23 protein-coding genes and 1 other annotated feature are annotated in these 25846 nt (G+C 44.4%); of the genes, 21 read left to right on the top strand and 2 right to left on the bottom strand.

Translation table 11 applies throughout. The annotated features are described in order from the left end of the window. Positions 1–110: 110 nt before the first annotated feature. The 12 genes from AB840_RS07715 to sufU all read left to right on the top strand — a co-directional run bounded on the left by AB840_RS07715 (position 111) and on the right by sufU (position 11608). Positions 111–1562, top strand: a complete 1452-nt coding sequence (locus AB840_RS07715) for a nicotinate phosphoribosyltransferase (protein ID WP_048514260.1) — start codon at positions 111–113, stop codon at positions 1560–1562. 180 nt (positions 1563–1742) lie between these two features. Further along, entirely contained in the window at positions 1743–2540 is a 798-nt protein-coding gene (locus AB840_RS07710; protein WP_048514259.1) for an ADP-ribosylglycohydrolase family protein, read from the top strand. A 25-nt stretch (positions 2541–2565) separates the two neighbouring features. Then, on the top strand, positions 2566–3399 hold the full coding sequence (gene larE / locus AB840_RS07705; RefSeq protein ID WP_048514258.1) for an ATP-dependent sacrificial sulfur transferase LarE: 834 nt from the start codon (positions 2566–2568) through the stop codon (positions 3397–3399). Then, entirely contained in the window at positions 3396–4034 is a 639-nt protein-coding gene (gene nth / locus AB840_RS07700; protein ID WP_048514257.1) for an endonuclease III, read from the top strand. The genes larE and nth overlap by 4 nt, the downstream gene beginning before the upstream one ends. A 182-nt stretch (positions 4035–4216) precedes the next feature. Continuing rightward, the gene (locus AB840_RS07695) at positions 4217–4612 is read left to right on the top strand and encodes a hypothetical protein (protein ID WP_048514256.1); all 396 of its coding nucleotides are present in this window, start codon (positions 4217–4219) and stop codon (positions 4610–4612) included. Between the two features lie 64 nt (positions 4613–4676). Beyond that, a complete protein-coding gene (gene scfA / locus AB840_RS16035) occupies positions 4677–4817 on the top strand; it encodes a six-cysteine ranthipeptide SCIFF (protein WP_072061798.1) in 141 nt (46 codons plus the stop codon). A 62-nt stretch (positions 4818–4879) separates the two neighbouring features. Then, entirely contained in the window at positions 4880–6274 is a 1395-nt protein-coding gene (scfB, locus tag AB840_RS07690) for a thioether cross-link-forming SCIFF peptide maturase (RefSeq protein ID WP_048514255.1), read from the top strand. A gap of 372 nt (positions 6275–6646) precedes the next feature. Beyond that, on the top strand, positions 6647–7393 hold the full coding sequence (gene sufC / locus AB840_RS07680; RefSeq protein ID WP_048514253.1) for a Fe-S cluster assembly ATPase SufC: 747 nt from the start codon (positions 6647–6649) through the stop codon (positions 7391–7393). 78 nt (positions 7394–7471) lie between these two features. After that, entirely contained in the window at positions 7472–8836 is a 1365-nt protein-coding gene (sufB, locus tag AB840_RS07675) for a Fe-S cluster assembly protein SufB (RefSeq protein ID WP_407657342.1), read from the top strand. A gap of 11 nt (positions 8837–8847) precedes the next feature. Next, positions 8848–9972: a SufB/SufD family protein gene (locus AB840_RS07670; RefSeq protein ID WP_048514251.1), complete on the top strand. Its 1125-nt coding sequence runs from the start codon at positions 8848–8850 to the stop codon at positions 9970–9972. Then, a complete protein-coding gene (locus AB840_RS07665; RefSeq protein WP_048514250.1) occupies positions 9935–11155 on the top strand; it encodes an aminotransferase class V-fold PLP-dependent enzyme in 1221 nt (406 codons plus the stop codon). The genes AB840_RS07670 and AB840_RS07665 overlap by 38 nt, the downstream gene beginning before the upstream one ends. A gap of 12 nt (positions 11156–11167) precedes the next feature. Continuing rightward, positions 11168–11608, top strand: coding sequence for a Fe-S cluster assembly sulfur transfer protein SufU (sufU, locus tag AB840_RS07660; RefSeq protein ID WP_048514249.1), 441 nt, complete (start codon positions 11168–11170; stop codon positions 11606–11608). Between the two features lie 157 nt (positions 11609–11765). Here sufU and lgt read toward each other — a convergent pair whose 3' ends face one another. After that, a complete protein-coding gene (gene lgt, locus AB840_RS07655; RefSeq protein ID WP_048514248.1) occupies positions 11766–12560 on the bottom strand; it encodes a prolipoprotein diacylglyceryl transferase in 795 nt (264 codons plus the stop codon). 129 nt (positions 12561–12689) lie between these two features. On the opposite strand from lgt, the gene AB840_RS07650 reads away from it, so the two are divergent. The 9 genes from AB840_RS07650 (at position 12690) to AB840_RS07610 (ending at position 25307) form a co-directional block, all read left to right on the top strand. Then, positions 12690–14378, top strand: coding sequence for a glycosyl hydrolase family 18 protein (locus AB840_RS07650; RefSeq protein WP_048514247.1), 1689 nt, complete (start codon positions 12690–12692; stop codon positions 14376–14378). Positions 14379–14466: 88 nt separating this feature from the next. Beyond that, positions 14467–16947, top strand: a complete 2481-nt coding sequence (gene leuS / locus AB840_RS07645; RefSeq protein WP_048514246.1) for a leucine--tRNA ligase — start codon at positions 14467–14469, stop codon at positions 16945–16947. Positions 16948–17006: 59 nt separating this feature from the next. Then, a complete protein-coding gene (locus AB840_RS07640; protein ID WP_048514245.1) occupies positions 17007–17648 on the top strand; it encodes an NUDIX hydrolase in 642 nt (213 codons plus the stop codon). Positions 17649–18151: 503 nt separating this feature from the next. After that, a complete protein-coding gene (locus tag AB840_RS07635; RefSeq protein ID WP_048514244.1) occupies positions 18152–19291 on the top strand; it encodes an acyl-CoA dehydrogenase in 1140 nt (379 codons plus the stop codon). 83 nt (positions 19292–19374) lie between these two features. Then, positions 19375–20178 carry an electron transfer flavoprotein subunit beta/FixA family protein gene (locus AB840_RS07630; RefSeq protein ID WP_048514243.1) on the top strand — a complete coding sequence of 268 codons (804 nt, stop codon included), beginning with the start codon at positions 19375–19377 and terminating at the stop codon, positions 20176–20178. 21 nt (positions 20179–20199) lie between these two features. Beyond that, positions 20200–21213 carry an electron transfer flavoprotein subunit alpha/FixB family protein gene (locus AB840_RS07625; protein ID WP_048514242.1) on the top strand — a complete coding sequence of 338 codons (1014 nt, stop codon included), beginning with the start codon at positions 20200–20202 and terminating at the stop codon, positions 21211–21213. Between the two features lie 151 nt (positions 21214–21364). Further along, positions 21365–21584 (top strand) — a binding site (T-box leader). A gap of 40 nt (positions 21585–21624) precedes the next feature. Further along, positions 21625–23532: a threonine--tRNA ligase gene (gene thrS / locus AB840_RS07620; protein ID WP_048514241.1), complete on the top strand. Its 1908-nt coding sequence runs from the start codon at positions 21625–21627 to the stop codon at positions 23530–23532. A 114-nt stretch (positions 23533–23646) separates the two neighbouring features. After that, positions 23647–24516, top strand: a complete 870-nt coding sequence (ylqF, locus tag AB840_RS07615) for a ribosome biogenesis GTPase YlqF (RefSeq protein WP_048514240.1) — start codon at positions 23647–23649, stop codon at positions 24514–24516. Continuing rightward, on the top strand, positions 24516–25307 hold the full coding sequence (locus AB840_RS07610) for a ribonuclease HII (RefSeq protein WP_048514239.1): 792 nt from the start codon (positions 24516–24518) through the stop codon (positions 25305–25307). Before ylqF ends, AB840_RS07610 begins: the two co-directional genes overlap by 1 nt. A gap of 81 nt (positions 25308–25388) precedes the next feature. On the opposite strand, the gene AB840_RS07605 is transcribed toward AB840_RS07610, so the two are convergent. Continuing rightward, positions 25389–25640, bottom strand: coding sequence for a CorA family divalent cation transporter (locus AB840_RS07605; RefSeq protein WP_072061795.1), 252 nt, complete (start codon positions 25638–25640; stop codon positions 25389–25391). Positions 25641–25846 lie beyond the last annotated feature (206 nt).

Genomic DNA, 25846 nt, shown 5'->3' with positions numbered 1-25846 from the left:
TTGCTGATATGACAGATGTAAAAGCATGGTAAGGAAAGTGTAAAATTTCATTGCTCGTACGTGTGAACATGATGTATAATAAAGCTAATATTTCTTTGGAGGCGAGTATATTGTATACGAAAGCGTTACTAACCGATTTGTATCAGCTGACGATGATGCAGGGATTGTATTTTGAAGGCCGGCATGAACAATCCTGTGTGTTTGATCGCTATTACCGCACGAATCCTTTCGATGGCGGTTATACAGTTGTTGCAGGATTGGAGCATCTGATTGACTATGTTCATCATATCCATTTCAGTGACGATGATCTGGCCTATTTAAAGAGTACCGGAATTTTTCAGGATGTATTTCTTGAATATTTGAAAGGAGTTTCTTTTACGGGTGATATTTATGCTATGCCGGAAGGAACTGTCGCGTTTCCGCAGGAGGTTCTGCTGCGGGTTCATGCAAAAAAAGATGAAGCCTTGCTGTTGGAAACCTGTATGTCCATGATCATGAATCATGAAAGCCTTATTGCTACAAAAGCCCGTCGTGTGCGCACGGTTGCCGGACACGATGCGCTTATGGAATTTGGCCTGCGGCGTGCGCAGGGCAAATCGGCAGGTATATACGGCGCCCGTTCTGCTATGATTGGGGGATTCAATGGCACAAGCAATGTCCTTGCCGGGGCACTGTTTGATATTCCCATTTTAGGCACCATGGCACATAGCTGGGTGATGAGCTTTACCTCGGAGCTGGAAGCATTTCGAGCGTATGCGCGTCAGTATCCGAATAATCTGATTCTTTTGGCGGATACGTATAATACACTAAAGCAAGGGGTGCCTGACGCAATTACGATTTTCAAGGAAATGAAAGAGGCCGGTACGCTGCCTACGGCCTACGGCATCCGTTTAGACAGCGGGGATTTGGCTTATTTGTCTAAAGAAGCGCATAAAATGTTTTCGGCTGCCGGTTTTGGCGATGCTGTTATTGCGGCTTCTAATGATTTGGATGAAAATTTGATTTCAGAGTTGAAAGCGCAGGGATGCGCTATTAACTCGTGGGGTGTCGGTACCCATTTGATTACGGCTAAAGATAGCCCGTCTTTGGGTGGTGTATTCAAGCTGGTCGGCCAGTACGATGGGGATCTGTTTGTACCAAAGATCAAAATGAGTGACAATGCTGAGAAAATTTCGAATCCGGGTATGAAAAATGTTCTTCGGATTTATGATAAAAAGAGCGGAAAAATGAAGGCCGATGTTATTATCCTTGAAGGAGAAGTCATTGATCCGGAAAAAGATCTTTACCTTTCGAGTGATAAGGCGCCGTGGCGTTCTCGTGTGCTGCGCGGCGGGTCCTTTACGGTTCGCAAGATGCTGCAGCCTATTTTTCTACAGGGAGAGTTAGTATATAAAAAGCCGGCGCTGCGGGAAATTATGGCGTACGCTGACGAGCAGGTTGATACGCTGTGGCCGGAATACCTTCGTTTGGTCAATCCAGAGGAAATGTGGGTGCAGCGCAGTCCCAAGCTGTCAGCACTTCGCGAAAAAATATTGAAGGAAGAATCGGCTCATTTCTTTTAAGCCGTATGTAACCGTGCTGCATGTCCAGAAGAATATTTCTTCATCATGCAGTGCTTTTTTTTATGTTGCACGATAGAATCCTATCCATGTCCTGTATGAAAATATGCTATAATAAATACGATTACAGGAAAGGGTATTTATTAGGTTTAGTTTGCGGATGAATGACAGGAAGGTGAATTCATGTTTGGCACAATTGTTGGAGATATTGCTGGTTCGTCATATGAAGGCTGTCTTCCACCTATCAAAACGAAAAAGTTTATGTGGTTTGATGCGAAGGCCCATTTTACGGATGATACGGTAACGACTATTGCCGTCGCAGCCGCGCTGATGGAAGGGAAAAAGACAAAATGCGGTTATACGGACGCATTGTGCCGTCAGCTGCGATATTGGTGCCGCATATATCCGGATGTCGGATTTGGGGGATATTTTAAGCAGTGGTTTTTGTCTGACATAGCGGGTCCATATAACAGCTATGGCAACGGTGCCGCTATGAGGGTATCTCCGGCAGCCTGGGTCGGTGAGTCACTGACTGAGGTACAGGAGCTGGCGGAGCTGACGGCTCTTGTCAGTCATAATCATCCGCAGGCTGTCAAAGGGGCCATTGCAGCAGCATCGACAGTTTATCTGGCACGGACCGGAGCTGACAAAGAGGCTATTCGTGCTTATTTGCGCCAGTATTTCTATCCCATGGATAAAACGCTGGCAGAGATACGGCCGGGATATACGTTTACGTCTGATACAGAAACGAGTGTCCCAGAGGCTCTCGAGGCTTTTTTGGAAAGTGAGAGTTTTGCAGATGCCATCTGCAATGCTGTGTCTTTAGGCGGTGATACGGATACACAGGCTGCTATTGCAGGCGCTGCAGCCGAGGCATATTATGGCGTTCCGGCAGCAGTATGGCAGCAGTCGGATACCTATTTGACGCCGGACTTAAGGAATATATTGCATGCTTTTAGCCGGCAATACATGAAAAACTGACTGTACGGGGGAGGGCATATAGCATATGGAAAACAAAGAATTAATGGGAAAATATGAAATGCTGCGGCGTATTTTAAGAGAGATGCGACGGGTTATTATCGGCTTTTCCGGCGGCGTGGACAGCACCTTTTTGACCTATGTGGCGCATGACGTTTTGGGCAAGGATGCGTTGGCGGTTACAGCTGTATCACCTACGTTGCCGCAGTGTGAAGAGGAAGAAGCACGCGATATGGCAGAACAAATCGGAATCCGTCATATGGTGGTGCATTCAACGGAATTTGATAATGAGGAATTTGTCCAAAATCCTCCGAACCGCTGCTATATATGTAAAAAAATAAGATTTAATGCCTTGGTCGAGTTGGCTGCCAAAGAAAAGTACGCTTGGGTAATAGATGGCGGCAATGTTGATGATTTGGGCGATTACCGCCCGGGCATGCAGGCTTTGAAGGAATTATCAGCTCATGTCCGGAGCCCGATGATCGAGGCAGGTATTGGCAAAGAAGACATTCGGTCTCTTTCTAAAATGGCGGGCTTGAAGACCTGGGATAAACAGAGCGCGGCCTGTCTGGCCAGCCGAATTCCATACGGGATTGCGCTGACTCCGCAGCGATTGGGACAGATTGATCAGGCAGAGGTTGCCATTGCACCATATATCAAAGGCTCATTACGCGTACGATATCATGGCGATGTGGCCCGTATTGAGGTAGCGTTGCAGGAAATGGGAGCTGTTATGGCACATCGCGAAGAGATTGTCCGGGCGCTCCGCAACTGCGGCTTTCCCTATGTGACGCTCGATTTAGGTGGATATGAAATGGGCAGCTTGAATGAAGTGATTGATACCAGCGAGGGAAATAAATGAAGGTGACAAAAAAAATAAAACAGGAAATGCTTGATCGATTTCAAAGCCAATATGGCATTATGAAATCAGCCCTGCATTATAAAACGCCGTTTGAGCTTATGATTGCCGTTGTTTTGTCGGCACAGTGTACCGATGAACGGGTAAATATCGTAACTGCCGGCATGTTCCCCGAATATAACACGCCGCAGAAAATTTTAGAGCTGGGTATTGCAGGTTTGGAGGATAAAATCAGAACCTGCGGCCTGTACCACAGCAAGGCGAAAAACATTATGGCTGCTTGCGCTATTTTATGCGAAACCTACGGTGGGGAGGTGCCGCGTACCTTTGATGAACTGGTAACCTTGCCGGGAGTGGGGAGAAAAACGGCTAATGTACTTATCAGTATTTTGTTTGATACGCCGGCAATTGCTGTCGACACGCATGTCTTTCGTGTGTCAAACCGTCTGCAGCTGGCAGTAGGAAAGAATCCTTTGGAGGTAGAGAAGGGGCTGCAGGCAGCGATCCCTAAGGAATGGTGGAGCCGGGCTCATCATTGGCTGATTTGGCATGGACGTCGCATATGCAAGGCGAGAAAACCTTTATGCGATCAGTGCTTTTTATCGGATTTGTGTCCGGGTAAAAGCAAAAATACATAGCATTGGGAGCCCGCATACGCGCCCGCTGTTTCGAGATATATGGTTTATGGGGCACGATGCCTGATGCGGCAAAATCACTTCATTCAACTTTATTGACAAATGACATAAAAGTGGGTAAGATAGAAGCTGTTTGGACAATAATCCTTTATCATTTTGAAATAGTGAGGGAGGGCTCATTCTATATGAACTTAAAGTATGTTAAGGGCAATTACATGGACGAAATCATGTTTGAAGACAAACCGGTTTTGTTTACTTTAGAAGGGCTTGAAGAAGGAAAAGAGGAAGAGGCCTACCGCTATAGTGAGGAAATTTGGAACTGGGTATTGGCTCATCGCTCACGTGTCATAGCGCATGCCCCCCTTATTGCTAATTTCAAAAACAAAAAATGGCGGTCTGATGAAGAGCCGGAGGTTACGGCAGAAGAAATTTGCGGATATCTTCAGCGTATCAATTCTGTTTATGTGACCTACAAGGGTGGATTCGATATTTTCTTTGATACTAATGATGTTTTTCATGAACGGTCTATTGTTGTCAGGGTAGGGAAAAACTTTATGTTTGAAGGGTTTAAGCTTCTTTAATATATTGTAGAAATACGTATGGTGTGGTAAAATAAGACTAATCTTGACAGTGAGGTGAAAGATGATGGCAAAGCACATTATTACGATCAACACAGAATCAATTCAGAAAACGACACAGCATGCTGGCTGCAGCGAATGTCAGACATCCTGCCAGTCTGCTTGCAAAACTTCTTGCACAGTAGGCAACCAGATTTGCAACAAATAATGATTATTAAGGGGATGCCCTTTACCGTGAGGTAAAGGGTCTTCTTTTTGTATGGAGGAACTATGGCTGAAAAAATAAAACCAATGATTCACAAGTATTGCCTGGACGGCACCTATATGCTTTTGGATGTCAATAGCGGCATCATGAATGTGATCGATAAAATGACGTACGATATTTTGGATGTGTACGATGGCACAAATAAACCGAAGGTATGGCAAACGTTTGAAAATACCTACTCGCGGTCGGATTTAAATGAAATAATGGCAGAACTGGACGAGCTTATTTCTCAGGAATTGCTTTTTGCGCCTATGTGTGAATCCTTTAAGGTGGTTGCCGAGGAGGAGCCGGTCATAAAATCTTTGTGTCTTAATATTGCCCATGACTGTAATTTACGCTGTCAATACTGCTTTGCTTCCCAGGGAGATTATGATACGCATAAACGAGAGCTTATGAGCTTTGACGTGGCCAAGCGCGCGGTAGATCTTCTCATCGCCAGTACAGAAGGCAAGCGGCAGCATTGTGAAATTGATTTCTTTGGCGGCGAGCCGCTTATGAATTTCGATGTAGTCAAGCAAACTATTTCATATATTCGGGAACAGGAAAAACTTCATGACAAGATTTTTAAATTATCGCTGACGACGAACGGCATGCTTCTGGATCCGAAGAAAGTAATCTATCTGACGGAGAATCATATCAGTCTTATTCTGAGTCTTGACGGACGTCCGGAGATACATAATCGTATGCGTCCGGACGCAGGCGGCCGCAATTCCTATGATACCTGCGCCCGGAATCTCGTTTATGCGGCACAGCACCGTAATGGTGAAGAATATTATGTTCGCGGAACGTATACAAAATATAATCTGGATTTTACTGCGGATGTGGCGCACATGGCAGATTTAGGCTTTGCAGGACTGTCTATGGAGCCGGTCGTGGGTGATGATTTGTCATATGCTATTACAGAGACCGATCTGCCGCGCATTTATCAGGAGTATGACAATCTGACCAGGCTATATTTGAAACGGTATGAAGAGGGAGATCCTTTTATTTATTATCATTTTATTATGGATTTATATAAAGGTCCTTGTATTGCCAAACGGCTTCGCGGCTGTGGGGCGGGACATGAATATATGTGTATTACGCCAAACGGCGATATATATCCGTGTCACCAGTTTGTCGGACAAGAGGGATATGTTATTGGTACGGTATATGATGGTATTACCAATCAAGATATTCCAAGAACGTTCCGCGATATGCATGTTTTGAATAAGCCGGAGTGCTGCCGGTGCTGGGCTAAATTTTTCTGCAGCGGCGGCTGTCATGCTAATAATATTACCTACGGCGGAGATATACAGACACCCTATTCTCTGAGCTGTCATATTCAGAAAAAACGTATAGAATGTGCAATGTATATTCAAGCTGTCCTGGCAATGCGGGACCGGAAGAAAGATCATATGTGAGGAAACGGATATGAAAAAGCTGACATATTTTCTGTGGGCTGTTGTTTTTATATACCTTATTTATGCAATGGTTATGGAAGGCCTTTCGGCGGCCGTAATAGGTCTTTTCCTTTTAGCTGTGCTTGTTTTGATTATGCAGATATGGATGAAAAGCGATATCCGCAGAAAATTGAGAAACAGATACAGGGATTCGTAAAAGATCATTTCTTTATTGTATACATGGTATGAATAAAATTGTATGCATAAATAAAATAGAAAAAGCACTAAAAAGGTTGACTTTGAAGTGAAGTTGGAGTACTCTAAGTGTAGTCAAAAGGTATACTTTATAATACGCATTCGAAAGGATGTTTGAATTATTAGGAGTGGATAAACATGGGAGAATTGTTAAGAGTGGAAGGATTGAAGGTTGCTGTTGAAGGCAAGGAAATCCTGAAAGGACTCGACTTACAAATAAATGCAGGAGAAACGCATGTTATTATGGGCTCAAATGGTGCCGGCAAATCGACATTGTTTAATGCTGTTATGGGCAACCCCAAATATGTTGTGACTGCCGGAAAAATTTATTTTGAGGGCAGGGATATTACGGAAGAGCCTGTCAATGAACGGGCAAAGTCCGGCATTTTTATGGCTTTTCAGGCACCTATTTCCGTACAGGGGATTACGGTGGAAAACTTTATACGGAATGCTAAGGGCACCATTACCGGACAGTCACAGCGCATTATGCCTTTTCGCAAAAAGCTGCGGCAGCAGATGGATCAGCTTTCCATGGATCGATCATATGCGGAACGGTATGTCAACGATGGGTTTTCCGGCGGCGAACGGAAAAAAGCGGAGATATTGCAGATGTGTATGCTGGAACCGAAATTGACGATGCTTGATGAAATTGATTCCGGCCTTGATGTGGATGCAGTTCGCATTGTTTCGGAAACAGTAGCGCAGTATCACAACGAAACCAATTCGATTTTGGTCATTACGCATCACAGTGAAATTTTGCAGAAACTCAAACCGGATTTTGTCCATATCCTTATTAACGGTAAAATCGTCAAGACGGGAGATGCTTCGCTGATTCAGGAAATTGAAGCTAACGGCTACGATGCGTTTAAAGAATTAGCAAGGTAGGAGGCAGGAAATATGGCTGATGAAAAGAAAGCGGCCAAAGAACGGGAAACGATAGATTCGTTTACCGATTTTGGCAACATGTATAATTTTAAAAAGAAATTCAGTTATTCCTATAAGACCGAGGCAGGTCTTACTCCGGATATAGTCAGAGAAATATCCGAAAAGAAACACGAACCGAAGTGGATGCTTGATTTTCGTTTGAAATCGCTGGATTTGTTTTATAAAATAGAGTATCCGAACTGGGCTCCTGACATCAGCGGTCTGGATATGGATAATATTGTTACCTATGTCCGGCCTAATACGCATATGAAAGCCAGCTGGGATGATATTCCCGATGATATAAAGGATACGTTTGACCGGCTGGGTATTCCGGAAGCGGAAAAAACGTCGCTGGCCGGTGTAGGTGCGCAGTATGATTCAGAAGTCGTCTATCACAGCATTCAGGATGAGCTTGTCCAGCAAGGGGTCATTTACACGGATTTTGATTCTGCCTTGGAAAAATATGAAGATATCGTTAAAGCTCATTTTATGAAACTGGTTCCGCCGACGGATCATAAATTTGCCGCGCTTCACGGTGCGGTATGGTCAGGCGGGTCTTATGTATATGTTCCGGAGGGGGTAGATGTTTCTATTCCGCTGCAGAGCTACTTTAGACTGAATGCGCCTGGCGCAGGTCAATTTGAACATACCATGATCATCGTGGAAAAAGGTGCCAAGGTGCATTTTATAGAAGGCTGCAGCGCACCAAAGTATAATGTGGCCAATCTCCATGCAGGATGTGTGGAATTATTTATTGGAGACGATGCGTCACTTACCTATTCAACGATTGAAAACTGGTCAAAGAATATGTACAATTTGAATACAAAACGGGCCATTGTTGGTAAAAACGGCACGATTAACTGGGTAACGGGGTCTTTTGGTTCCCATACGTCGTGTTTATATCCCATGAGTATTCTTCAAGGTGAAGGCGCGCATTGCGAATTTACGGGCGTTACGTTTGCCGGTAAGGGCCAATATCTCGATACGGGGTCTAAGGTTGTGCATAATGCACCTCATACGACAAGTAATATCAACTCCAAATCTATTTCTAAAAGCGGCGGTGTCTGTATTTACCGGGGCAGCGTTATTATCAATCCCAAGGCTGAAGGCGCTAAGGCCAACGTCAGCTGTGAATCTCTTATGCTTGATGAAATATCACAGTCGGACACGATTCCGGCTATCATTGTGAAAAACGATAACATTGATTTGGGGCATGAAGCTAAAATCGGCCGTATTTCTGATGAAGCGGTGTTTTATCTGATGAGCCGCGGCCTTAGTGAGGATGAAGCACGGGCTATGCTGGTACGGGGCTTTGTCGAACCTGTGTCCAAGGCGCTGCCTTTAGAATATGCCGTAGAAATGAATAATTTGATTAATTTGGAACTTAAAGGTTCTTTGAAATAGGGAGGAGAACGATGAATACAGTAAAATATAACCGACTCCCACGACCCACGTTTCGGTGGATGAAGGTCAATGAACTGGAAATAGATTCGTTACGGGAGGAAGCGGTGCAGGGAATGCGGCCGCAGGAACGGCATGAGGGAGATGTCTCCGTTACTTTTTATACGGGCAATCGGATCACGGACTTGGGAGATTTTGAAGGGGCTAATACGGAAGCCCTGCAGCAGACGTTAAGTGACAGCAGCAGCGGCTGTGCCGTGGAAATTGGCCCGCATGCACAGGGAGTGGTGTGGCTTACGTATACCTTGACAGAAACTGCGCCCCAATTGACGGGACAGTTGAAAATAAAAGCCGGTGCCGGCAGCCATCTGCAGATCTTTCTGGATTTTGAAGGCGGCGCGGAGCATGGCGCTGTCAATCTGCTGGATTACATTGAAACGGAAGAACAGGCTGTCGTAAAAATCAGCAAGGTTCAGCTTCATACGCAAAATGTACGGCATATAGAACACCGCTATGCCAAAGCAGGAGAAAAAAGCACGATTGATTATGTTACTGCAGAGCTGGGGGCTAAAACAGCCATTATATACTATAAAACGGATTTGACAGGAACAGAAGCTGTTTTTAACAGTCATTCCATGTATCTTGGCAATAATGACCAGATTTTTGACTTTTCGTATTGGGTTCCAACGCAAGGGGCAGCAACGAATACGGATATATTGACGACAGGTGCTTTGCTGGATACCTCGAAAAAATATTTCCGGGGCACGATTGATTTCCTGCGCGGCGGTAAGAAAGCTGTCGGGTCCGAATCGGATATATGTATTCTCCTGAGTCCAAACGTGCATTCCATTTCTGTGCCGCTTCTACTGTGCAAGGAAGATGATGTTGTGGGTAACCACGCATCCAGTGCGGGGCAGATAGATAAAGATAAGCTGTTCTATCTGATGAGCCGCGGCTTCAATGAAGCCGGTGCACAGCTGATTATCGTAGAATCTAACATCCGCCCGGTCATTGATAGGCTGGGTGATGCGGATTTAGAAAATAAGACATTGCAGGCTGTACGTGAAAAGATGCAGTTTTGCCAAAAGAAAGGTGATTGTCATGCTAAATGTACGCAAAGATTTCCCCATCTTAACTAAAGTCCATAATGGACATCCTCTTGTATATTTGGATAATGCAGCAACAACACAAAAACCATATCAGGTTATTCATGCTATTGTGGATTTGCTGGAACACCATAACGGCAATCCGCATCGGGGGGCTCATATTTTGAGTGTCGAAGCCTCTGTTGCATATGATGAAGCGCGCGAGGCAGTATGCCGCTTTATTAATGCTGCGCATACGGAAGAAGTCATTTTTGTCCGTAATGCGACGGAAGGCATGAATCTGATTACCCGGAGCTACGCAGAAACCCATTTGAAAAAAGGGGATAAGATCGTAATTCCTATTTCAGAACATCATGCGAACTTGGTTACGTGGCAGCGCGTGTGTCGTGTGACCGGAGCAGAATTGGTATACATGTACCTGGATGAAACGGGACATTTTACAGAGGACGATTTTGCTAAAATAGACGGCAAGACAAAGATTGTTTCTTTTGCCGGCATCAGCAATGTTTTGGGGATGAAGGTGCCAGCCAAAAAATTAATCGAAAAAGCGCATGCTGTCGGTGCCGTTGCAATTTATGACGGAGCGCAGTCTGTGCCCCATATGAAGGTCGATGTGCAGGATCTGGACTGTGACTTTATGGTATTTTCCGGGCATAAGATGATGGGGTCTGCAGGTACTGGCGTCATATACGGGAAACGTGATTTGCTCAATGATATGGAACCGTTCCTTTTGGGCGGGGATATGATCGAATACGTGCAGGAACAGACCACAACGTTTAATGTTCTGCCGTTTAAATTTGAAGCTGGCACCGAAAATGTAGAGGGCGCAGTGGCTCTTCATGCCGCTATCGACTATTTGAATACGCTGGGGTGGGATGCTATTGAGGCCCATGAGCATGAATTGGTCGTCCGGGCTTTGGCGGGAATGAAAAATGTTCCGCATCTTCATATTATCGGCAGTACGGATCCGGATGAAAAAACGGGTGTTATCGCGTTTACGCTGGACGGAGTGCATCCGCATGATGTAGCTACTATTTTGGACAGTTATGGAATTGCGATACGGTCAGGACATCATTGTGCCCAGCCTTTCGGCGCACACATTCATGCCGAAGCATCAAACCGCATCAGCTTCTACATCTATAATACAGTGGACGAAGTAGATTATTTTATTGAAAAGCTGAAACTTGTCCGTAAACAAATGGGCTATGCCGATTAAGGAGCTTGAACCATGGAAAATATGAGTGAATTGTACTCTGATATTATTTTAGAGCATAATCAGTGTCAGGAAAATAAACATACATTGCCAACATGCACCTTGGAGGAACGGGGGCATAATCCGAGCTGCGGCGACGATATTACGCTGCAGGCCGATATTGAAGACGGTATGATTAAAGATGCGGCTTATACTGGTCATGGCTGTGCTATCAGTCAGGCTTCCGCCGATATTATGATCGATCTGATAAAGGGGAAATCTGTGGAAGAGGCCCTGCGGTTAGTTGACTTGTTTTTGGAAATGATCAAACGCGAGGTCACGGATGATGATGCCTTAGAAGATTTAGAAGATGCCATTGCTTTGAAAAATATTTCCAATATGCCGGCGCGTGTAAAATGTGCCGTACTGGCATGGCATACACTGAAGGATGCTATTGAAAAAGGACGGAATAAATAATCACATACGGGCGGGCAATAAGAAAACAGCAATTTCTGTATAGCGTCATGAAAACAGAAATTGCTGTTTTTGCTGATATATGGAAAGAGAAATAAAAGAACAACCTGCACCGATAATACTGAGGGGGGCGCAGGTCGTGGATAGGCAGTAGCACGAACTACTGATGGGGCGTATCATGTGTATCCGGCGTACCTCTGAATTGCAGGTAAAGAAAGACGGCGGCTGCGATGCCGAAAGCGATCAGACTCGTCATTTGGGCTGATTTAAACCCCAGGGTCAGGCTGACATAATCGCCGCGGAGAAATTCCAGAAAGAAGCGTTCGATTGCGTACAGCATGATATAGAGGCAAAAGACCTGTCCTTTTTTGTGCGGGAATGAACTGTAGAAAAGCAGGGCGACAAAAACCAGTATATCGATTTGTCCCTCCCATACCTCCGCAGGCCACAGGGGCTGACTTCCATACGTATGGTGAGCCAGTGTCGTATCCGGATACACAATGCCGAAATTGCCGCCTGTAGGGTGGCCGAAGGCATCGCCATTCATCAGATTGGCCATGCGGCCTACGGATTGACCAAGAATAATCGCAGGTGCTAATAGATCTCCAAAGGCCCATGTATCAATTTTATAACGGCGAGTATACAAAATGCCTGCCGCAGCACCGAAAAGCAGCCCCCCCTGGATGGCCATGCCGCCCTGCCAGACGAAAGGGATTTCCGCAATATGATTATGATAGTAGGCCCAATCAAAAAAAAGTACATCCCACAAACGTCCTCCGACGATACCGGCAATGCCGCACCACATCGTAAAATCAAATATATGGATATGCCAGCCGCGTCCGTCACGTTTCATAATATAATATGCCGTTATCCCGGCAGAAATAATGCCAAGCATAAAAAGCAGTCCGTAGGCTCGGATTGGGAAGGAGCCGATAAAGAATAAATATTGATGCAATATAAAACCTCCTTTTTATGATATAATGATAATCGTGTCATATAGTATGACATGTGTTCATTATGTTTTATTTATTATACATGATTTCAAGGAAATTTCCAGTCATTCCATCATTAAGGGAGAGAAAAGATGAAATACAATAAATGGATCAGCATATTCTGTCTGACCGCATCCTTTTGTCTGACGATCAGTACGGCGGCATGGGCAATTTCTGCACGTGAACAGGAGGGGCGCCCTTCTGAAGAAACAAAGGCGGATGATCCGGTTTTTGTTGTGCCGAAAGTAGCCAATCCTATACCGGCTGAAGTCGTTAAGGACTTGCAGATCGTAGAAAGAAATGGCCGATGGCTGGTCTCGGATAAAGCATTGCAGCAATATGGTATTTTTTCGGCCGATGAAAAAAAAGGTACGTATTGGTTCCGGCTGCCGCCTTCTGATACGGGCTCGCATGAATGGCAAGATCAAAATGTACGGCTGCTGCTTCCTGGACAATCGGCAGGACAGGAACGGACGATCAATATCCGCCATGTGCGCAGGACGCTGGGAATTAGTTATGTCCTTGGTACTGATTATAACGAACTGCTGCCCCAGCCTGAGAGGACGCGGGCCGTGCTGCAGCTTCAGCAGGGGAGTGAACTGCCAAAACCGGTTTCCCCAAGCAGGACACAGGATGGAAGAATGGGGCTGGTTTTATTTTGGGATCCTGTTATGAAGGAGGATGAATCTCTTGCGCAGCTTAATACGCAGCAGCCGGTCATGTCACCCTGCGCTTTTCGTCTGACTCGACAGGGCATTGATCTGCGCAATCCTGATTTTGATATGCTGGAAGCCTCCTATAGAGACAAGGGGTATGCTATGTGGCCTCTTATTGATAATGATTTTGATCCGCAGCTGACTCATGAAATACTGATGAACGGATCCCTTCAGGATCAAATAGTCAGAGAGCTTATCGGATATGCTATATTATATGATTTTAAAGGGTATAATATTGACTTTGAAAATGTCAATTATGATGATACGGATAGACTTACTGCATTTGTGAAAAAAATCAGTGATGCCTGCCGGGCCTATAGATTGAAAATATCCATGGATGTAACTCCCTTATCAGATAGTCCGAACTGGTCACTGGTGTATGATCGCAAAGCATTAGCTCCGGCGTTAGATTATGTTATGGTCATGGCGTATGATCAGTTTGGCCGCATGAGTCCTGTGGCAGGTCCGGTAGCTTCCTATCCGTGGGTGGAACGATCCGTTCAAAATATGCTGACCCTGGTTCCGGCAGAAAAAATTGTTTTAGGCATGCCGCTGTATATGCGGATTTGGTATGATTCTAAAGACGGGCAGCCCTTGCCGCAGGAGATAGAGCAATGGCGCGTCGTAACAAATCATACCGCACAGACTGCAGCGGCAAGCTTGCTGCCGGGAGCTGTTAGCGTAAACCTGGAAATGCCTGCCGCGGTTCCGGAAAAGGGAATAGGGAGCAACCGTCCGGCATTGACCTTGGATACGGCTGTGAAACCAGGGAACGGCTTGCGTAATAAATCAAAGCTTCAAGTACGGACGCTTACGATGGCAGATAGTGAGGTCTTGATGAAGAAATTTAAAAATTATATCCGATGGGATGCCTCCCTGCATTTGTATAAGATGGAGCTGCCCCTGGAGACAGGGCGGGTAACCGTATGGTTTGAAGATGAAAAGTCACTGCAGGAGAAGATCAAGCTGGTGTCAGACTATCACTTAGGCGGCGCGGCTTTCTGGCGAAAGGGTTTTGAACCGTCCCGATTTTGGCAGGGATTTGCAAAACATGAATTGACTTGAAGACGCTGTAACACTATAATAATACCAACGACGCTACGACAGGATTCTCGTTTTTATTCTGAAAGTAGTAAATAGGAGGCCTAGTAAATTGGAAAAGTATATTCCTCAGGAAATAGAAAAAAAATGGCAAAAAAAATGGCAGGATGATAAGAGTGATCGCTGCCCTGATGATAATGGCAAACCGCCGTATTACGTTTTGGAAATGTTCCCGTATCCTTCGGGGAACCTCCATATGGGACATGTCCGCAATTATACGATAGGGGATGTTATTGCCCGGTATCGCCGCATGAATGGCTACAACGTTCTTCATCCCATGGGCTATGATGCGTTTGGCATGCCTGCAGAAAATGCCGCTATTAAACATAATATTCCGCCTAAGGATTGGACCTATAGCAATATTGAAAATATGACAAGACAGCAAAAAGAACTGGGACTTTCCTATGACTGGGATCGGGAAGTGGCTACTTGTCATGAAAAATATTATAAATGGACGCAGTGGATTTTTGAATTGCTGTATAAGCGGGGATTGGCATATCGTAAGGAAGCAAAGGTAAACTGGTGCGAAAAATGCAATACTGTTTTGGCCAATGAACAGGTTATCGACGGTAAATGCTGGCGCTGTGATACGCCGGTCGTAAAAAAAGATTTGAAACAGTGGTTTTTCAAGATTACAGATTATGCAGATCGTCTCCTGGATGATCTGAAGCTTCTGCCGGGATGGCCAGACCGAGTAAAAACCATGCAGAAAAATTGGATCGGGCGTAGTGAAGGGGCCGAATTTTCTTTTGATATTCCTGAAATCGGTAAAAAAATTCCTATGTTTTCTACGCGGGTCGATACCATTTTTGGTGTTACCTATATTGTACTTGCGCCGGAACATCCTTATGTGGAAGAGTTGATCAAAGGCAAGGAAAACGAAACTGAATTACGGTCTTTTATTACGCGCATGAAAAACATGAATGATATGGACCGAACTTCCAATGATGCTGAAAAGGAAGGTATGTTTACAGGTGCGTATGCCGTCAATCCTGTTAATAAGGAAAAGGTACCTGTTTGGATTGCCAACTATGTGCTGGTGGATTATGGTACTGGAGCTGTTATGGGCGTGCCTGGACATGATCAGCGTGACTGGGAATTTGCTAAAAAATTTAATCTTCCTATCCGCCTTGTTATTCAAAATAAAGAAAAGAATTTAGATTTGGATACGATGGAGGGCGCCTACCACGATGCGGGAACACTTGTTAATTCGGGAGAATTTGACGGTTTGACAGATGAAGAAGCCCGCAGCGCTATTACCAAGTGGCTGATCGACCGGCAGTTGGGGAAGGGAACAGTGAATTTCAAGCTTCGCGACTGGCTCATTTCCCGGCAGCGGTATTGGGGAGCGCCGATTCCTGTCATATATTGCGAAAAATGCGGTGAGCAGCTTGTGCCGGAAGAACAGCTTCCTGTCAGGCTGCCGGAGGATGTCAAGTTTACAGCGGGAGCCGTATCACCCTTGGCGACCAGCGAAAATTTTGTTCATTGTACGTGCCCGAAATGCGGTGGGCCGGCGGTACGCGAAACAGACACGATGGATACGTTTGTGTGCTCTTCATGGTACTATCTGCGGTATACGGATGCTCGCAATGATGAACAGCCGTGGGATGTGAAAAAGGCGAATCATTGGATGAACGTTGATCAGTATATCGGCGGTATAGAACATGCTATTTTGCATCTGATGTATTCCCGGTTCTTTATGAAGGTGTTCCATGATGCAGGTCTTGTGGAGGCATTAGAGCCATTTGAGCGTCTTTTGACTCAAGGCATGGTTTTGATGGACGGAAGCAAGATGTCTAAATCTAAGGGAAACGTTGTTTCGCCTGAAGAAATTCTTGCAAAATACGGGGCAGATACGGGGCGGCTGTTTATTTTATTTGCGGCACCGCCTGAACGAGATCTTGAATGGTCAGAACAGGGAGTAGAAGGCGCCTATCGTTTTCTCAACCGCGTATGGCGCGTCGTTCATCAATATATTGAACTAACGGCTAACGGTACCGCTGGCGGCAGTGACTATACTGAAGATGAAAAAGCACTGCGTTTTCAGGAATATAAATCTGTCGCTAAGGTTACGGAGGACGTGAAAGGTATTGCTGGCAGCTATGCTTTGAATACGGCGGTCAGCGCTATCATGGAATTTGTCAATGCCATGTCTGCGTATGCTGGCAAAAACCAGACGATTTGTAAGGCGGCGGCCATTGAGGCGAATACGAATCTTATCAAATTATTAGCGCCATTTACGCCGCATATTGCCGAAGAATTGTGGCAGATTGCCGGTTTTGCTGGCAGCGTCCATGATCAGAAATGGCCTGAAACAGATAGCCAGGCGCTGATTGTAGATGAAATTGAATTGCCTATCCAAATCAACGGAAAAGTACGTGAACGGATTACCATATCTGTTGATTGTGATGTGGAGGAATTGAAATCCAGGGTAATGGAGCTGCCTCGTGTTAAAGAATTTACAGAAGGCAAAACTATTTTCAAATTTATCGTTGTGCCGAAAAAAATCATTAATATTGTTGTAAAATAAATACAGGGGGTGTCCGCAGGGCATCCCTTTTTTTTAGCAATGCATGACGAGGAGAATATATGACGCGATATGAAGCCTGGCCGGAACGCGTTGTCCGGCAAAATTTATGCATGAATAACAAGCTTTGTGCTGTTGTTGTTCCTGTTATCTATATAGACGGGGCCGCACATTTGGTATTCGAAGTACGGAGCAGTACATTAGATTGGCAGCCTGGAGAGATATGCTTTCCCGGCGGTGCCATAGAGCCGTCAGATGACAGCGCGGAAGCAGCGGCTCTGCGGGAAACAGAAGAAGAATTAGGCATCCATTCCTCACGGATGTATGTGTGGGGGCCGCTGGATTATGTGGAATCACCGGTAGGCGTGACAGTGTGGCCTTTTGCGGCATATCTTGATACGACGGCTTTCAAGCTCAGTAAGAATGAAATTGATCATATTTTTACAGTCCCCGTAGGCTGGTTTGAGGATCATAAGCCCACGGAGGCAAAAATAGAGCTGGCGACACGGCCTGCCGATGGATTTCCCGTGGGATTGGAACTGTCAGGACAGACTGAATGGGAAAAACGGCAAACATATAATGTGTATATTTATCACTATAACGGATATAAGATATGGGGAATAACAGCCCATATTATTCGTAATTTTCTGGATATACAGCGTCAGATGGCAGGTAGTGCTGACGAGGCGGCTTTACAAAAATAAAGATAACGTCAATATATGGACAGCGGGATATTTTAGGCAGATTTGTCTTTTTTATTGCATTTATTTCATACTTGCATGACATAAGTGAAAATAGAATTAAACAAAAAAAGAGTCGGATGCGATACCGGCTTGCAGGTATCCGTATGGTACGTCAAAGTGGGGAAAGAATGTAATTTTTATACTTATGTCAAGCTGTTTTTTGACAAAATCCAACTTTCAGTACTAAAAGGTCTGAGAAAATAATACCCATTACTAAAAGGAATGATTAGATTGAACGATAGTTGGCATTTTCTATTGATTTAACTTGTGAAAAGATGTACAATTCAAATGTAAGCATTTTAGGTTGTGCATGTATACGCTGTAGGTTACACTGTGCAGGGTATATACACATAAGCAGGTGGGCTGTTTGCGGCCGGTCCGTGTAAACCGGCGGCAGACAACAATGAAGTAAGGCTTTGTCTCTAGTTTAACTATTTAACAATAATTAAGGAGAGTGGAAGAACATGGATTTTAATTTAACTGATGACCAGAAAATGTTTGTGAAATTGGCAAAAGATTTTGGCGAAAAAAGATTGGCACCAACAGTTACTGAACGTGACCATCATGGCATTTATGATGAAGAAATTATTGCAGAAATGCTTGAAATGGGCTTGAGCGGCACCTATTTCCCGGAAGAATACGGCGGTGCTGGCGCTGACGTATTGAGCTATATCCTCACTGTTGAAGAATTGGCTAAATACGATGCAGGCGTATCCATCACATTGTCCGGTACAGTGTCTCTTTGCGCTAACCCGATTTGGCAGTTTGGTACAGAAGAACAGAAGAAAAAATATCTTGTTCCTCTTGCTGAAGGAACAAAACTGGGTGCCTTCGGTTTGACAGAACCTAATGCTGGTACAGACGCTTCCGGTCAGCAGACTGTTGCTGTAAAAGATGGCGATCACTATATTTTGAATGGTTCCAAAATCTTCATCACCAATGCTGGTGCAGCTGATATTTATATCGTATTTGCTATGACGGATAAATCCAAAGGCAATCACGGTATTACGGCGTTTATCGTTGAAAAGGGCTGGGAAGGCTTTACATTTGGTAAGAAAGAAGATAAATTAGGCATTCATACTTCTCAGACAATGGAATTGGTATTCCAGGATGTCAAGGTTCCTGCTGAAAACCTGTTGGGTCAGGAAGGCAAGGGCTTTAAAGTTGCTATGATGACGTTGGACGGCGGCCGTATTGGCGTTGCTGCTCAGGCGCTTGGTATTGCGGAAGCTGCTTTAGCTGATGCTGTTGAATATTCCAAACAGCGTGTACAGTTTGGCAAACCTCTCTGCAAATTCCAGTCTATTTCCTTCAAACTCGCTGATATGAAGATGAAGATTGAAGCTGCTCGTAACCTCGTTTATAAAGCTGCATGCAAAAAGCAGGCAGGCGAACCGTTTACGGTTGATGCTGCTATAGCAAAGAGAGTTGCTTCTGACGTGGCAATGGAAGTCAGTGTGGAAGCAGTTCAGATCTTTGGCGGTTATGGATATAGTGAAGAATATCCGGTTGCACGTCATATGCGCGATGCAAAGATCACTCAGATTTACGAAGGCACAAACGAAGTACAGCTCATGGTTACAGCTGGTGCTTTGTTGCAGTAAGTTGCAGTACGTTGTTTACGATGCAAGCTTGGTCTCATGACCAAGCTTGTTGAATAAAATGATAATTTAGGAGGCAAACGTAAATGGAAATATTGGTATGTGTCAAACAAGTTCCGGACACAGCAGAAGTTAAAATTGATCCAGTAAAACATACCGTCATTCGTGCTGGTGTTCCTAACATTTTTAATCCTTTTGACCAGAACGCTTTGGAAGCGGCTCTTCAGTTAAAGGATAATCAGGGTGCAAAGGTTACTTTGCTTTCCATGGGGCCCCCGCAAGCGACTGAAGTTTTACGTGAAGGCCTGGCTATGGGTGCTGATGATGCATATCTGCTCACAGATAGAAAAGTCGGCGGTTCTGATACATTGGCTACAGGCTATTGCCTCGCACAGGCTGTTAAAAAAGTTGCCGAAATGAAAGGTATCGCACAGTTCGATATCGTTTTGTGCGGCAAGCAAGCTATTGATGGCGATACAGCACAAGTAGGTCCGCAGATTGCCTGCGAATTAGGTATTCCTCAGATTACATACGCAGCAAAACTTGATGTTGATGGTGACAAAGTTACAGTTAAGCAGCAGAATGAAGAAGGCTACATCGTAACAGAAGCGCACTTCCCTGTTTTGCTTACTGCTGTCAAAGAATTGAACGAACCGCGCTTCCCGACCATTCGTGGTACGATGAAGGCAAAACGTCGTGAAATTCCCCAGTTATCTGCTGCTGATATCAACGTGGATGAAAGCCGCATCGGATTGAGCGGTTCTCCGACAAAAGTTCGTAAAATTTTCACTCCGCCTCAGAGAACACAGGGTCTTGTTATCAACGAAGAAGATCCTCAGGTAGCAGTAGATACGTTGATAGAAAAATTGACTGCACAGAAGATCATTTAATTCTAAGGAGGAACAGTGAAAATGGATTTAGCAGAATACAAAGGCGTATATGTAATCGCTGAACAATTTGAAGGCAAATTACGTAACGTATCTTTCGAACTGTTGGGTCAGGGCCGTAAATTGGCTGATACCATTGGTGACGAAGTTGGTGCGGTGCTGATTGGTCATAATGTAAAACCGTTGGCGCAGGAATTGATTGCTCACGGTGCACATAAAGTATATGTATATGATGATCCGCAGTTGGAACAATACAATACAACCGCTTATTCTAAAGTTTTGTGCGATTTCTTCAATGAAATTAAGCCAAATGTTTTCTTGGTTGGTGCAACTAATATTGGCCGGGATCTTGGCCCTCGTGTTGCAAACTCTTTGAAAACTGGTTTAACAGCAGATTGCACAGGTCTTTCTGTTGATGATGACAAGAAAACTATCGTTTGGACTCGTCCTGCTTTGGGCGGTAATATTATGGCTGAAATCATTTGCCCGGATAATCGTCCGCAGATGGGGACAGTTCGTCCGAATGTATTTAAAAAACCAGAAGCAGATGCCAGCGCAACCGGCGAAATAATTGATATGAAGGTTGATTTGACGGATGCAGATTTCCTGACGAAGTTTGTTGAACTCATTAAAATGGGCGGCGGCGGAATTAAGATTGAAGAAGCTGACGTTATCGTTTCTGGCGGACGTGGCATGAATGGCTCTGAACCGTTTGAAGGTATGCTGAAAGAATTAGCTACTGTTCTTGGCGGGGCTGTTGGTGCGTCGCGTGCGGCTGTAGATGCTGGCTGGATTGATGCCTTGCATCAAGTAGGCCAGACAGGTAAAACTGTAGGTCCTAAAATTTATGTTGCTTGCGCTATTTCTGGCGCTATTCAGCATTTGGCTGGTATGACCGGCTCTGACTGCATCATTGCAATCAATAAAGATGAAGATGCTCCTATCTTCAAGGTTTGCGATTATGGTATTGTTGGGGATGTATTCCAGGTTGTTCCTAAGCTGACAGAAGCAATTAAGAAACATAAAGGGTTAGCATAATTTATATGCTATTCCTTTTTAGGGCTGTCCATTGGACAGCCCTTTTTTTGTGATCAATTTGTAGTTTTAAAGAATTTTTTTATAGGAATTTCAACTTTTCCTTGACAACTTTTACACTGCGACGTATAATTTACGCATACACAGAGATATGTGAAAGACTTTGAAAAGGACATGATGATCCGGGTGCTTTATTCAGAGAGGAATATGATTGGTGCGAGTATTCCTGAAGCATGGATGCATTACCGCCTTGGAGTTGGTCATTAGAATCAAGTATAGTGATCCGGTCGTTCCGTTATAACGTTCGAGTACATCAGAATTAAGCGTTTTGGTGAACTAGGGTGGAACCACGTGAGCAAGCTCTCGTCCCTTGAGGATGAGAGCTTTTTTTTATTTTAGAGGAGGATGTTTGGTATGGCAGAATTACTTTTAAAAAACGGAAATAAAAAGACATTTCCTGACGGCATTTCCCTGTTTGAAGCTGTAAAACAGTTGAGCAACAGTTTGGCAAAAAAAGTATTGGTTGCAAAGGTCAATGGAGAAGTAACGGATTTACGGGAACCAATTGTCGACGGTACTACTGTGGATTTTCTGACCTTTGATGATCAAGCGGGCAAGGATACGCTTCGTCATACTGCATCCCATATTATGGCGCAGGCTATACAGCATCTTTTTAAAGACGTAAAATTTGCTATTGGGCCGTCTATTGAAAATGGGTTTTATTATGATATTGATACAGAACATCGCTTTACGCAGGATGATTTTGCAGCTATTGAAGCAGAAATGGCTAAGATTGTCAAAGAAAATCTTCCGCTTACAAGGGAAGTTGTATCCAGAGCCGATGCGTTAAAGCTGTTTAAAGAAGCAGGTCAGGATTATAAAGTGGAATTGATTGAGGAGTTACCGGAAGAGGAAGAAATTTCCTTATATCGGCAGGGTGATTTTGTGGATCTTTGCGCGGGTCCGCATTGTGCCAAAACCGGGCAGGTCAAATCTTTCAAATTGCAAACCGTTGCAGGTGCGTATTGGCGCGGTGATGAACACAATAAAATGCTTCAGCGTATTTACGGTACAGCATTTGAAAAGAAAGAAGATTTGGACGCATATTTGACTATGCTTGCCGAAGCTGAAAAACGTGATCATCGCAAATTAGGCAAGCAATTGGATTTGTTTAGTTTTCATGAAGAAGGGCCGGGATTCCCTTTCTTTCATCCCAAGGGAATGATTTTACGCAACAATTTACTGGCGTTTTGGCATGAACTTCATAATAATGCAGATTATGATGAAATCAGCACTCCTTTGATTTTGAATCGGCAGTTATGGGAACAATCCGGACATTGGGATCACTATCGGGATAATATGTATTTTACGACTATTGATGATCAGCCGTATGCCATTAAACCGATGAATTGCCCGGGCGGCATTCTCGTGTATAAGAGCAATGTTCACAGTTATCGTGATTTTCCAATGCGAATGGCGGAATTAGGTATTGTTCACCGGCATGAATTACACGGTGCGCTCCATGGTTTATTCAGGGTTCGCTGCTTTACGCAGGATGATGCGCATATTTTCATGCTGCCAAGTCAGATGAAACAGGAAATATCCGGTGTAATGGATTTATTTGACAAAGCGTATCGTCAGTTCGGATTGGAATATCATGTGGAATTATCTACTCGCCCGAAGGATTCTATGGGATCCGATGAAATTTGGGAATTAGCTACGAAAACATTGCATGATGTGGTGGAAGAACGGCATATACCATATGTTATCAATGAAGGCGATGGAGCTTTTTACGGACCGAAGCTTGATTTCCATTTAAAGGATTCCATTGGCCGTACATGGCAATGTGGCACGATTCAATTAGATATGCTGATGCCGGAACGGTTTGATATGACATATGTCGGCGAAGATGGACAAAAGCATCGTCCTGTTATGGTCCATCGTGCTTGTTTTGGCAGTATTGAACGGTTTATTGGTATTATTACTGAAAACTATGCGGGTGCGTTTCCCGTATGGCTCGCACCGGTCCAGATCAAATTCCTTCCCATTTCCGATAAGCATTTGACATATGCCAAAGATTTGGCTAAAAAATTCAAAAAGCTTGGTATCCGTGCTGAAGTGGATGAAAGCAACGAAAAAATTGGCTATAAGATCCGTAAAGCACAAATGGAAAAGGTTCCGTACATGGCGGTTTTGGGTGATAAAGAAATTGAAAATAAAACGGTATCGCTGCGTGACCGTTCTCAGGGCGATTTAGGCGCTAAACCGATAGATGAGGTAATCGCACATATTCAGGAACTAACAGCAAGCCGCAAGGGATAATGGGCGTATGTAATGATATCAGCAGACAAGACATGCCTTTCATAGACATGTCTTGTTTTTTGGTGTGCAATCCTCTACAATGAGAGAGAAAAGAAAATGAAAAGAGGTATAATGATGATAATTAACTGGTATCCCGGTCATATGGCGAAGGCTCGTCGTTTGATCGAAGAAAATCTGAAAATTATAGATGTCGTTATTGAATTGGTTGATGCCCGTATTCCTATGAGCAGTACGAATCCAATGATCAGCAAACTGATTGGCTCAAAGCCATCCGTGATCGTCATGAATAAAGCAGATCTGGCGGATCCGGCTGTATTGGATGAATGGGTACGTTATTATAAGCAGAAGGGGCGCCATGTTATTGTTATGGATAGCAAGGGGGGCAGGGATATCAAACCGCTTATTGCGCTCCTGCGCAGTCTGGCAGCACCCCGACTGGAACACTGGAAGGCTCGCGGACTTAAAAACCGATCAATCAGAACCATGATTCTGGGGATACCAAACGTGGGGAAATCGACGCTTATTAATAAATTGGCACGTCGTAATGCTGCTAAAACAGCAGATAAGCCCGGTGAAACCAAGGGAAAGCAGTGGGTTCATATTGGCACGCAGCTTGATTTACTGGACATGCCGGGTGTACTGTGGCCCAAACTGGAAAATCAGCTCTGCGCATATCGGCTGGCTGCCACAGGAGCTATATCGGATACGGTATTCGACATGGAGACGGTGATTACCCAATTAGTCAGAGAATTGGGGCAATGGTATCCCGATGAATTGAAAAAAAGATATAAGTTAGAGAACATAGGCGCAAAGCCTCTTGAAACGATTGATATGATAGGGCGGAGACGGGGGTGTCTGGTTGCCGGCGGCATGGTGGATTTAGAAAAAACATATAAATTGATTTTAAAGGAATATCGGGAAGGGATTATGGGAGCTATATCTTTAGATCGTGTGGCGGATTTTTCGAAAGGAGCTGACGTGTAATGGATATCTCTCATATAAAAACAGAGGATCTGAAAGAACGGCTCAACTGCGGAGAATCCGGAATAACAGACCTCCTTCATGCGATGAAGGAGGATACGCGTGTCTCTGTCAGAAAGGCAGCCGATATATATATAAAACACAGGATAAGGGAAGAAAAGGAAAGAGAACGTGTTCTCCACCTGTATGAGCTGGAAACTGCATATTATAATCAAGGTATATATCATGTTGCCGGAATTGATGAAGCGGGCCGGGGACCGGCTGCCGGTCCGGTTATGGTTGCGGCTGTCATTTTGCCGCCTTTTTGGGAATGTCCGGGAATTAATGATAGTAAAAAATTATCTCCGGCAAAAAGGGAGGCATTGTATGATAAAATTATGACGGAAGCCGTTTCCGTGTCTTGCGTATCGAAGTCGGAGAAAGAAATTGACAGGCTGAATATATATCATGCTACACGGCAGGGGATGTATGACGCGGTTGCCGGGCTGGAGACACCGGCCGCGGCAGTGCTTATTGATGCTATGCCTTTATATGACTTGACCGTGCCGCATGAATCGATTATTCATGGTGACGGACGAAGTGCCTCTATTGCGGCGGCATCTATTATTGCAAAGGTAACGCGGGATCGTTTGATGATTGAATATGATGTACAATATCCGCAGTATGGTTTTGCTATACATAAAGGGTATTTGACACAGAAACATATGGATGCGATTTACCAATATGGCCCTTGTCCTATTCACCGGAAAAGTTTTGAACCGATTAAAAGCTTAGTGAAGGGGCGGCCAGAATAAAAAAACGGCATAGACAGCATATTCATAATATATATGAATATGCTGTCTATGCCGTTCCTGTTTTTCAATCATTACCATAGTTCAGAATAAATCCTTCCGCCAAAGCATGACAATAGCTCCGATAGCGCAAATAAACGCAATACCAATAATATAGATAAAGCCCATCTCACTGGTGGAAAAAGGAAGCGGTACGTTTACGCCCCATAAGCTGAAAATAATGGTTGGTACAGCCAAAATAATCGTGATAGATGCCAAAAATTTCATGACCATGTTCAAATTATTGGAAATGATGGGGTTTGTCAAGTTAAGTGTGTAAGTTTTTTTAGGTATCATAAAAGAAGATGCGTTACCAGTGATTGCTGGCTTTAAAATTTCTCGTATTTCAGGATACGAGCTTGCAGCTTATCATCCATAGCCAACTGGTTTCTGACCATCGCCCAGTTCTGGATATGATGCCCTTCCCACTTGGCATAGAGTTCCTTTACCCTGAGATAGAGAACCTTGAAGACAGATTCCTCGCTGGAGAACGAGCCCTTCTT

Origin of the sequence: Megasphaera cerevisiae DSM 20462, assembly GCF_001045675.1 — a bacterium.
GTDB lineage: Bacteria > Bacillota > Negativicutes > Veillonellales > Megasphaeraceae > Megasphaera > Megasphaera cerevisiae.
This window is presented reverse-complemented; position numbering and strand designations above follow the sequence as displayed.